The following is an 11,256-nucleotide window of genomic DNA, read 5'->3' as shown; positions in this document are numbered from 1 at the left end:
TCCCAGAGGGAGAGGGGGCCGACCGAGGTGTATTGAGAGGTACATCGACCTGAAAGACCGTGTCGATTATGGATTCACAACAACTCTTTCAGGTCGGCGAAGTTTGTCAGCATCCCCCAATCAGTCCCCTCTCCCTTGGGGAGAGGGCTAGGGTGAGGGGGTTTTTCAGACTGCAACGTGGTAGGGGTTGCGCGGATCATGATTCCAGTCCAGAAACGGCTTGCCCGTGTCCATCGGCACCATCTCGATGCAGTCGGCCACGGGGCAGGTGATCTGGCACAGGTTGCAGCCCACACATTCCTCATCGATCACTTCATATTTATGCGTACCGTCGGCCTGTTTCAGACTGCCGATCGCCTGGTGTGACGTGTCTTCACAAGCGATGTGGCAACGCCCGCAACCAATGCACGCCTCCTGGTCGATCTTTGCGATGACCTGGTAGTTGATATCGAGGTACTTCCAATCCGTGGTGTTACCCACGGCGCGCCCGGAGAACTCGGCAATATTGGCGTAGCCCTGGCTGTCCATCCACCGCGACAGGCCATCCTTCATCTCTTCGACAATGCGGAAACCATGCAGCATCGCCGCCGTGCACACCTGCACCGCACCGCTGCCCAGCGCCATGAACTCAGCGGCGTCGCGCCAGCTGCCGATGCCGCCAATGCCGCAGATCGGCAAACCCTGGGTCTGCGGATCACGGGCAATTTCCGCGACCATGTTCAGCGCAATCGGCTTGACCGCCGAACCGCAATAACCGCCGTGGGTGCTTTTGCTGCCGACGGTGGGCAGGGCGACCATGTGTTCCAGGTCGACACTGGTGATCGAGTTGATCGTGTTGATCAGCGACACCGCATCGGCGCCACCACGATGCGCCGCCCGGGCAGCGACGCGGATGTCGGTGATGTTCGGGGTGAGTTTGACGATCACCGGCAGCGAGCAGTACGTCTTGCACCAGCGCGTCACCTGCTCGACATACTCCGGCACCTGGCCGACCGCTGCGCCCATGCCGCGTTCGGGCATGCCGTGGGGGCAGCCGAAGTTCAGTTCGATGCCGTCGGCGCCGGTCGCCTCGACCAGCGGCAGGATGTGTTTCCACGACTCCTCGACACACGGCACCATCAGCGACACGATCAGCGCGCGATCCGGCCAATCCTTTTTCACCTGAGTGATTTCGCGCAAGTTGATTTCCAGCGAACGGTCGGTGATCAGTTCGATGTTGTTGATGCCCAGCACTTCGCGATTGGCGCCGTAATGCGCCGAATAACGCGAGGAAACGTTGACCGCCGCCGGATCCTCACCCAGGGTTTTCCAGACCACGCCACCCCAGCCCGCTTCGAAGGCGCGGACCACGTTGTAGGCCTTGTCGGTGGGCGGCGCGGAAGCCAGCCAGAACGGGTTGGGCGCTTTGATACCGGCGAAGACTATCGAGAGATCGGCCATTTACGCAGCCTCCACGTTGAGCATCAGTTGAGCGTTGATCGCCTCGGCGGCGCGTTTGCCGTGCTGCACTGCTTGCACGGTAAGGTCCTGATCGAGGCTGGTGCAGTCGCCGCCGGCATACACGCCGGGGACGCTGGTGCGCAGGTGTTCATCGACCTCGATGCGTTCGCCCCGGCGCTTGAGCTCGCGCGCCAACGGATCGCTAAGAGCGCTGTCATCGAAGCTCTGGCCGATGGCTCTGAAGATCGCATCGGCAGCCAGCTCGAAGGTTTCTCCGGTGGTTTGCAGACGCCCTTCAACCAGATCGGTGCGGGCGAAACGCATGCCGCGCACGCGGCCCTGATCATCGAGCAACACTTGCTCCGGCTGGGCCCAGGTCAGCAATCGCACCTGATTGGCTTTGGCGATGTCCTGCTCATGGTGGGTGGCGCCCATGTCTGCCGCACCACGGCGATACACCAGATTGACGTCGCGCGCGCCGAGGCGGGCCATCTGCACGGCCATGTCGATCGCGGTGTTGCCGGCGCCGAGAACGATGCAGCGTTCGGCCAAGGGCAACTGCGTGAGGTCATCGGCCTGGCGCAGTTCGCGGATGTAGTCGGTGGCGGCGAGCAGGCCCGGCGCGTCTTCGTGGGCCAGACCGAGTTGCTTGCTGGCATTCAGGCCGAGGCCGAGGAATACCGCGTCAAACTGCTGATGCAGTTCGCTGAGAGTAAGATTTGCACCGAGTTTCTGGCCTTGGCGGATTTCTATCCCGCCAATCTGCAGGAGAAAGTCCAGCTCCTTCTGCGCGTAGTCATCGACCAGTTTGTACTTGGCGATGCCGTACTCGTTGAGCCCGCCGGCCTTTTCCCGTGCTTCGAAAATCACCACGTCATGCCCGTGCATCGCGCTGCGATGGGCGCAGGACAACCCGGCCGGCCCGGCGCCGACCACGGCGATACGTTTGCCTGTGGCCGGGGCGCGCTGGAACGGATGCTCGGCGAAATGCGCGTTGTCCACGGCATAGCGTTGCAGCAGACCAATCAGCACCGGCGCGCATTCCTGCGCGTTGTTGCGCACGCAGGCCTGCTGGCAGAGGATTTCCGTTGGACAGACCCGCGCGCAACTGCCGCCGAGGATGTTTGCCGACAGGATTTTCTGCGCCGCGCCCTGGACGTTGTCCTGATGGATGTTGCGGATGAATGACGGGATGTCGATTTCGCTGGGGCATGCATTGACGCAAGGCGCGTCGTAGCAATACAGGCAGCGCGACGCCTCCAGATGCGCTTGCCGTGAATTGAGCGGCGGCGCCAGATCAGTGAAATGGCCGGCGAGGGCGGCCGCGCTTTCGTGCGGGTGGGGAAGGTGGTTCAGGGTCTCGATCACGGTTTATGGCCTCATGGCTAATTGAGGTGCTGCCTCTGGTGGGCAGTGGTTGATCGTTCCCACGCTCTGCGTGGGAATGCCTCAAGGGACGCTCTGCGTTCCAATGGGACGCAGAGCGTCCCGGGCTGCATTCCCACGCAGAGCATGGGAACGATCACTAGGGGTCAGCGTTTAACGGCAGTCGGCTTATGCAACTCCGCCCGCTTGCTCAACAAATCAAACACCGCCGGATAGGCCGGCCGTTCGATGTAGCGTCCGGCGCCGCGTTCGGCGCGCAGGTCGCCGTCGGCCCAGACCACGCGGCCCTGGCTGACGGTGTGGCTCGGCACGCCGCGCACGGTCTTGCCTTCGAAGATGTTGAAGTCCACCTGCTGATGGTGGGTCTTGGCGGAAATGGTCCGAGTGCCTTGCGGATCCCACAGCACCAGATCGGCATCGGCGCCCACGCGGATCGCACCTTTGCGTGGATAGAGATTGAATATCTTCGCTGTGTTGGTGGAGGTCAGCGCAACGAAATCCTGCATCGACAATCGTCCGGAGTTGACGCCTTCATCCCACAGCACCGCCATGCGGTCTTCGATACCGGCGGTGCCGTTGGGAATCTTGCTGAAGTCGTCGCGGCCGGCGGCTTTCTGCTCGGCGCAGAAGCAGCAATGGTCGGTGGCGGTAGTGTGCAGATTGCCGTTCTGCAGCCCGTGCCACAGCGCCTCCTGATGGCCGCGCGGACGGAACGGCGGGCTCATCACGTAGCCGGCGGCGGTCTGCCAGTCCGGGTGTTGATAGACGCTGTCGTCGAGCAGCAAGTGCCCGGCCAGCACCTCGCCGTAAACCGGCTGGCCCTTGCTGCGGGCATAGGTGATTTCGTCCAGAGCTTCCTTGGTGGAAACGTGCACTAGGTACAACGGCGTTCCGATGGTTTCGGCGATACGGATCGCCCGGCTCGCGGCTTCACCTTCGACCTGCGAAGGTCGCGACAGCGGATGCGCCTCCGGCCCGGTAATGCCCTGGGCCATCAGCTTGCGTTGCAGGTGATAGACCAGCTCGCCATTTTCCGCGTGCACGGTCGGCACCGCACCAAGTTCCAGACAGCGCTCGAAACTCGCCACCAGAGTGTCGTCGGCGGCCATGATCGCGTTCTTGTAGGCCATGAAATGCTTGAAGCTGTTGATGCCGTGGTGGCTGACCAGCTCGGCCATTTCCTCGCGCACCTGCTCGCTCCACCAAGTGATCGCGACGTGGAAGCCATAGTCCGACGCGGACTTTTGTGCCCAGCCGCGCCACTGATGAAACGCGTCCATCAGCGATTGCTGCGGATTGGGAATGACGAAATCGATGATCGAGGTAGTGCCGCCGGCCAGGCCGGCAGCGGTGCCGCTGTAGAAATCCTCGCTGGCAACGGTGCCCATGAACGGCAGTTGCATATGCGTATGCGGATCGATGCCGCCGGGCATCAGGTACTGGCCACTGCCGTCGAGCACTTCGGCGCCGGCGGGAATGTCGAGGTTTTCACCAATGGCTTTGATCACGCCGTCAGCGCAATAGACGTCGGCGCGGTAACTTTCATCATGGGTAACAACGGTGGCGCCACGGATCAACAGAGACATTCCGGATTCCTCGCAGGCATGACCGACTTGTGCCGGTTCTAGATGTTTTATTGAAGTACAGCGGCGCAGTTCGTATTCCTGTCATCGCTGTCAGGAATAGAAACTAGTCGCGATTTCAAGAATGATCAAGAATATTTTTTATAAGCTTATAACTTGTTCAAGTTACTGAAAAATAACGATAAAAACTGGAAATCACCAAAATGGTGAGGCTGCTCACCATTTTGACGCACTTGACAGGATGGAAATATGAGCAAGATTTCCTATGTGAAATCAGCCGCTTGAAGTTGTGCTGCGGTTGCGGGTTCACCGACAAAAATAAATGCAGTGCACCAGTTTGAGTCCTGACACTTCGGACAACTTGCCCGACGTTTAGCCTGAGCGTTCAGACAAGTTTTCCCGGACTCATCGAATATTCAATTAAAACTGATGAATATCAGAAAGTTGCAAAGCGTCCAGTGTACCGCCCAAGCGTTCAGCGCCAGACCCGGCACGTTTATTGATGCCGCCGCTGACACCATGGCCGGTGCATGAAAGTTGTCAGTTCCTCCGGCCATCGTCCGGTTGGCGCCGTATGCGCCAGCCGCCTGATGAGCAAAAAATAATCAGAAGAACAGTGGAGCGGCCATGCAACAGACCAGATCACAAGTGACCGAGCGCGACGGCTTGTACGAGCTCGAAGCCGGCAGCGACGTCCTCGACAGTCCCCGCTACAACCACGACATGGCACCGACCAAGGTGCGCGAACGCACCTGGAACAAATGGCACATCACCGCGCTGTGGGTCGGCATGTCGATTTGCGTGCCGACCTACACCCTCGGCGGCGTGCTCACCGCCTATTTCGGCTTGAGCGTCGGCGAAGCGCTGTTGGCGATTCTGTTTGCCAACGTCATCGTGTTGATTCCACTGACCCTCAATGCTTTCCCTGGCACCAAGTACGGCATTCCGTTTCCGGTGCTGCTGCGCTCGTCGTTCGGCATTCTCGGTTCCAACGTGCCGTGCCTGATCCGCGCGTTGGTGGCGTGTGGCTGGTTCGGCATCCAGACCATGTTCGGCGGCCTGGCGATTCACCTGTTTCTCGGCTCGGTGCTCGAGGGCTGGAAATCCCTCGGCGGCACCGGCGAGGTGATCGGTTTCATGGTGTTCTGGGCGCTGAATCTGTGGGTGGTGATTCGCGGTGCCGAGTCGATCAAATGGCTGGAAACCTTGTCGGCGCCGTTGCTGGTGGCGGTGGGCATCGGCCTGCTGGTGTGGGCGATGCCCAATGTGTCGATGACTGAGTTGCTGGCGATCCCGCCCAAGCGTCCGGAAGGCGCCAGCGTGGTCAGTTACTTCGCGGCAGGGCTGACGGCGATGGTCGGATTCTGGGCCACGCTGTCGCTGAACATTCCCGACTTCAGTCGCTACGCCAAGAGCCAGAAGGATCAGATCCTCGGGCAGATTTTCGGCCTGCCGCTGACCATGTTCCTCTTCGCCGCGCTGGGCGTGGTGATGACCGCCGCATCGGTGAAACTGGTCGGCGTCACCGTGTCCGACCCGGTCACGCTGATCGGCCATATCCAGAGCCCAGTGTGGGTCGCTGTGGCCATGGCGCTGATCATCGTTGCCACACTGTCGACCAACACCGCCGCCAATATCGTCTCGCCAACCAATGACTTCCAGAACATCGCACCGAAGGTGATCAACCGCACCAAAGCGGTGTTGCTCACCGGTCTGGTCGGGCTGGTGCTGATGGGCCATGAACTGCTGAAAAAGCTTGGCCTGATCGTTTCCGACATCAGCCTGGAAACCGTGTATTCGAACTGGCTGCTGGGCTACTCAAGCCTGCTCGGGCCGATCGCCGGGATCATGGTGGTGGATTATTTCCTGATCAAGAAACAGCGACTGGACCTCGCCGGGCTGTACCGCGATGACGTGTATCCGGCGTGGAACTGGGCGGGTTTTCTTGCCTTTGGCGTGCCGGTGGCGCTGACCTTGCTGTCGCTGGGCAGCGACGCGTTCAGCTGGTTCTACAGCTATGGCTGGTTCACCGGCTCGGCGTTGGGCGGGATTATTTATTACGGGTTGTGCGTGATGCGGGCGCAGCCTTCTGCCGTGAAAACCGCGGTGTAACACATGATCGTTCCCACGCTCTGCGTGGGAATGCAGCCCGGGACGCTCTGCGTCCCAACAGCGGACGCAGAGCGTCCATGGATGAATGCCCACGCAGAGCATGGGCACTATCGGCATCAGCATTGAGGAGATCCCCATGAACGCAGCCGTAGACGTTCTGCAATCCACCCATCAGCACATCAACCGCGATCGCCTCTGGGCCTCGCTCATGGAACTGGCCAGACTCGGCGCCACGGTCAAAGGCGGCGTCTGTCGCCTGGCCCTGACCGACCTCGACCGCCAGGCGCGCGACCTGTTCGTGCAGTGGTGCAAGGACGCCGGTTGCAGCGTCACGGTCGATGCCGTGGGCAACATTTTCGCCCGGCGCGCCGGGCGCAACCCGAACCTGCCGCCGGTGATGACCGGCAGCCACATCGACACTCAACCCACCGGTGGCAAGTTCGACGGCTGCTTCGGTGTGCTCGCCGGCGTCGAAGTGCTGCGCACCCTCAACGACCTCGGCGTGGAAACTGAAGCGCCGCTGGAAGTGGTGGTCTGGACCAACGAAGAGGGCTCACGCTTCGCCCCGTGCATGATGGGCTCCGGAGTCTTCGCCGAGAAATTCACCCTCGAAGAAACCCTCGCCAAGGTCGATGCCGATGGCGTCACGGTCGGCGAAGCACTGAATGCCATCGGCTACGCCGGCCCGCGCAAGGTCAGCGGGCATCCAGTCGGCGCGTACTTCGAAGCGCACATCGAGCAAGGCCCGATCCTCGAGGACGAAGAGAAAACCATCGGCGTGGTACTCGGCGCGCTAGGGCAGAAGTGGTTCGACCTGAAATTGCGCGGCGTCGAAGCCCACGCCGGCCCGACGCCGATGCACCTGCGCAAGGATGCCCTGGTCGGCGCCTCGGTGATCGTCGGCGCCGTCAACCGCGCCGCCCTCGGCCATCAGCCTCACGCCTGCGGCACGGTCGGCTGCCTGCAAGCCTATCCCGGCTCGCGCAACGTGATCCCCGGCGAAGTGCGCATGACCCTCGACTTCCGGCATCTGGAGCCGGCGCGGCTGGATTCGATGATTGCCGAAGTGAAACAAGTCATCGATGCGACCTGCGAAGAGCACGGCCTCACCTATGAACTGACCCCGACCGCCGACTTCCCGCCGCTGTACTTCGAAAAGGGCTGCGTGGAGGCGGTGCGCGGCGCCGCGAAAGGGCTGGGTCTGTCGCACATGGACATTGTCAGTGGCGCCGGGCATGACGCGATCTTTCTCGCCGAGCTAGGTCCGGCCGGGATGATCTTCGTGCCGTGCGAGGGTGGGATCAGCCATAACGAAATAGAGAATGCCGCACCGGATGATCTCGCGGCGGGGTGCGCGGTGTTGCTAAGGGCGATGCTCGCTGCTTCGGCGATGGTGGCGGACAGCGAGCGTGCCGCCTAAGGTAAACACACCCAGTAAACCTGTGGGAGCGAGCCTGCTCGCGAATGCGCCGGGTCAGTCACCGAATGGCCTATCTGACCCAGCGCTTTCGCGAGCAGGCTCGCTCCCACAGGGGATTTCTGGCGATTTTGAGGCCGTGGCACGATCCCGAACCGCTGCGGTCGTACTCTTCACCTAGCCGCATCACAGTGTGGAGATCCAATGAGCCAGGAAGTCCTGACCACCGAAACCAACCGTCGCCAGTTGCAGCAGATCATCGCCGGGCTGTCGGACGGGGTGATTCTGCTGGAACTCGACAAAAGCATCCTCTGGGCCAACGAAGCGGCGCTGACCATGCACGGTGTCAGCACCATCGGTGATCTGGGCAGCAACGCCGACGAGTACGCCAAACGCTTCACGCTGCGCTATCGCAACAATCATGTCTTGCCGCCGGACAACTACCCGATCAGCCGCGTCGCCCGCTGCGAGGCGTTCAATGATGTGCTGATCGAAGTCTCGTCCGTGGACGACCCGGAGCGGGTCTGGGTGCACAGCGTGCGCAGCATGGTGCTGACCGACCGCGTCGGCCAGCCCGAGTCGCTGGTGCTGATCATGAGCGACGTCACCGATTGGGCCAACGCCGAGCAGCGTTTCGAAAAAACCTTCAACGCCAACCCCGCGCCGGCAGTGATCTGTCGTCTCAGCGATTTGCGTTACATCAAGGTCAACCCGGGCTTTCTGGAAATGACCGGCTATACCCGCGATCAGGTGATCGGCACCTCGGCTTACGAAATCGATATCTTCGAGCAGGCCGATCAGCGCGATCTGGCCGTTCAGCGCTTGCGCGATGTCGCGACCATTCCGCAGATGCAGGCGGAACTGCGCCTCCCGGACGGTGGCAGTAAACAGGTGATCGTTGCCGGTCAGCCGCTGCTGCTCAATGACGAGAATTGCATGCTGTTCTCCTTCGTCGACATGGAGCCTCGGCGCCGGGTCGAAGTGGCCTTGCGTCAGAGCGAGGAGCGCTTTGCCAAGGCTTTTCGTCTGACTCCGGTGCCGATTCTGATCTGCACCGCTGAAAAGCAGGAGGTCATCGACGTGAATCAGGCGTTCCTAGATACCCTGGCCTATGACAGCGATGACGTACTCGGCAAAACCGTGACGCAATTGAGCTTCATCCACGATGACGGCGCGCGCACCCGGTTATTGTCGGCGTTGGCGAAGAACGGTCGGGTGGATCGGGTAGATGTGCCGGTGCGCAAGAAGGACGAGGAGTTGCTGGAATGTGCGGTCTCGGCCGACACCGTGAACATTCACGACACGTCCTGCTATTTGCTGGTGCTGATGGACATGACCGAGCGCAAGCGCACTGAGCTTGAGCTGGTCGCGGCGATCGAAGAGGTGATGAAGGATGCGTCGTGGTTCAGCCGAACGTTGATCGAGAAGCTGGCCAACGTGAAGAAGATCAACTCGCCGCAGCTGCCAAGTGCCTCGTTCACTGACCTGACGGCCCGTGAGCGCGATGTGCTGGGCTTGATCTGTGAAGGACTGGCGGACAAAGAGATCGCCGCGCGGTTGAAACTGGCGCCCAATACCGTGCGCAATCATGTTGCCACTGTGTACTCGAAAATCGATGTGCATAGCCGCAGCGAGGCGATCGTCTGGGCTCGGGAGCGCGGTTTGTTTTCGGGAGAGTGGGGCACCAAGGGCCAGCGTTGAGGGGTGCAAATGCACTAGTTACAAGGGTGCAAATTCATGTATTGGCCAAGGCGTTGTGTTCTTAGGCTGGTGGGGTGCGGTGTAGACCATTTCGGGTTTGCGATCGTGCCCCTTTTGAAACAGTCATAGGAACAACGTCAATGATGAATCTTGCGCAGTTGCGCGCTCGGCTCGAGCACAGTTTTGCGCCGCTGGCTTGTGAGTGTTCGGTGGATGGTGATCATTCGCTGACGGTCAAGTTGTATCACCTGGATTCGGGGCAGGTGGATCTGGTGATCAGCGGGCTGGATCTGGCTTCGCTGCGTACGCCTGGGGCGGTCGAGGCGTTGGTGGATGAGTTGCGGTATGAGCTTGAGAGCAATTCCTTGCGTTCTTCGCGGGATCCGGATTTGGCTTAAGCGCGCTTTGGGTCTTGGCGGCCTTTGGGCCGGCCATGCTCTGGGGGATTGGGTGTATATCCGTTTCTGCGGGTGTTGCTGGTTACGGTTCCGCCCTTACGGCGGGTCACTTTTGGCAAACGCCGGAATGCCGGCCCAGCCCAAAGTAACCAAAAGGTCTCCGCCCTGACGTTCGGCCCGCTCACTGAGGCTCGGGGTTCCTTCGCTCCGGGATCAAAAGCTTTACTCGAGCTGACCCTCATCGTGTTGGGTGGTGGGGCGGCTTGATTGGTTTGATTTTGCTTTTCTGTGGGAGCGAGCCTGCTCGCGATGAGGCCCTCGCCTGCAACGATGATCTCAATCCAGCCCTCTGCCGGAAACACTCCGCAAAACCGACAGCCAATCCCAGCCAATCTCCCCAATCCACTGGCGCTAACAAGGCGCTCAGCTATAAAGAATGAGTGGTCAGGTCTTCCGCGGCCGGTTGGTTTGCGGGAGTTTGTCTCTCATTACCGCGGGTCGTCCTATGAATAATCCTGGGAAACGCGTATTGCCGTTGGCTTTTCTTGCAGTGTTGTTGGCCGGTTGTGCCAGTCCTCCACCCCCTGCGCCTGTCGCGCCGCCGCCACCGCCGGAACGTCGGTGTGAGGTGCTGGAGAATACTGAGGTTGCCGGGGATATGTATGTCGATGGGCAGGTAACGCGCCACATCACCACTACCCGTTGCATAACCCAATAAGATTCGCGATTCCTCGATTGCACGAGGCCTGCAATCCTGCAGTGACCCTGTGGGAGCGAGCCTGCTCGCGAATGCGTGATATCAGTCAAAACATAGCTGACTGACCCAACGCTTTTGCGAGCAGGCTCGCTCCCACACGGGACAGATATCAGGACAGGAATCCGCCATCCACATTCAGCGCCACACCAGTGGTGTAGCTCGACGCATCGCTGGCCAGGTACAACACTGCGCCAGCCATTTCGCTTGGGTCGGCTACGCGTTTGAGTGGGATCTGGGTCAGTGCCTGTTTTAGAATCGCATCGTTCTTGACCAGCGCCGAGGCGAATTTGGTGTCGGTCAGGCCGGGGAGCAGGGCGTTGCAGCGGATGCCGAATTGCGCGCATTCCTTGGCGAAGACTTTGGTCATGTTGATGACCGCCGCTTTGGTCACCGAGTAAATGCCCTGGAAGATACCCGGGGAGATGCCGTTGATCGAGGCGACGTTGATGATGCTGCCGCCAC

At 60.7% G+C, this 11,256-nt stretch carries 8 protein-coding genes; 4 read left to right on the top strand and 4 right to left on the bottom strand.

Translation table 11 applies throughout. The annotated features are described in order from the left end of the window. Positions 1-165: 165 nt before the first annotated feature. From preA to hydA, 3 genes are all read right to left on the bottom strand, one after another. Positions 166-1,440, bottom strand: coding sequence for an NAD-dependent dihydropyrimidine dehydrogenase subunit PreA (preA, locus tag OQK_RS26650; protein ID WP_016775132.1), 1,275 nt, complete (start codon positions 1,438-1,440; stop codon positions 166-168). Continuing rightward, entirely contained in the window at positions 1,441-2,808 is a 1,368-nt protein-coding gene (locus OQK_RS26645; protein WP_016775131.1) for an NAD(P)-dependent oxidoreductase, read from the bottom strand. A 164-nt stretch (positions 2,809-2,972) separates the two neighbouring features. After that, positions 2,973-4,412, bottom strand: coding sequence for a dihydropyrimidinase (gene hydA / locus OQK_RS26640; RefSeq protein WP_016775130.1), 1,440 nt, complete (start codon positions 4,410-4,412; stop codon positions 2,973-2,975). A gap of 624 nt (positions 4,413-5,036) precedes the next feature. Here hydA and OQK_RS26635 point away from each other — a divergent pair. The 4 genes from OQK_RS26635 to OQK_RS26620 all read left to right on the top strand — a co-directional run bounded on the left by OQK_RS26635 (position 5,037) and on the right by OQK_RS26620 (position 10,037). Further along, entirely contained in the window at positions 5,037-6,521 is a 1,485-nt protein-coding gene (locus tag OQK_RS26635; protein ID WP_016775129.1) for an NCS1 family nucleobase:cation symporter-1, read from the top strand. Positions 6,522-6,657: 136 nt separating this feature from the next. Next, positions 6,658-7,941, top strand: coding sequence for a Zn-dependent hydrolase (locus OQK_RS26630; protein ID WP_038862206.1), 1,284 nt, complete (start codon positions 6,658-6,660; stop codon positions 7,939-7,941). Positions 7,942-8,142: 201 nt separating this feature from the next. Next, positions 8,143-9,639, top strand: a complete 1,497-nt coding sequence (locus OQK_RS26625; RefSeq protein ID WP_016775127.1) for a helix-turn-helix transcriptional regulator — start codon at positions 8,143-8,145, stop codon at positions 9,637-9,639. Between the two features lie 140 nt (positions 9,640-9,779). Next, positions 9,780-10,037 carry a DUF1652 domain-containing protein gene (locus OQK_RS26620; protein ID WP_016775126.1) on the top strand — a complete coding sequence of 86 codons (258 nt, stop codon included), beginning with the start codon at positions 9,780-9,782 and terminating at the stop codon, positions 10,035-10,037. Between the two features lie 866 nt (positions 10,038-10,903). Here OQK_RS26620 and OQK_RS26615 read toward each other — a convergent pair. Continuing rightward, positions 10,904-11,256 (bottom strand): SDR family oxidoreductase (locus OQK_RS26615; protein WP_016775125.1); only part of this gene is annotated, 353 nt, incomplete at its 5' end.

The sequence above is a fragment of the Pseudomonas sp. R62 genome, from assembly GCF_000257605.1.
Classification (GTDB): Bacteria; Pseudomonadota; Gammaproteobacteria; order Pseudomonadales; family Pseudomonadaceae; genus Aquipseudomonas; species Aquipseudomonas atacamensis.
Note: the sequence above shows the minus strand (reverse complement) of the source record. Positions and strands in the feature narration are given on the sequence as shown.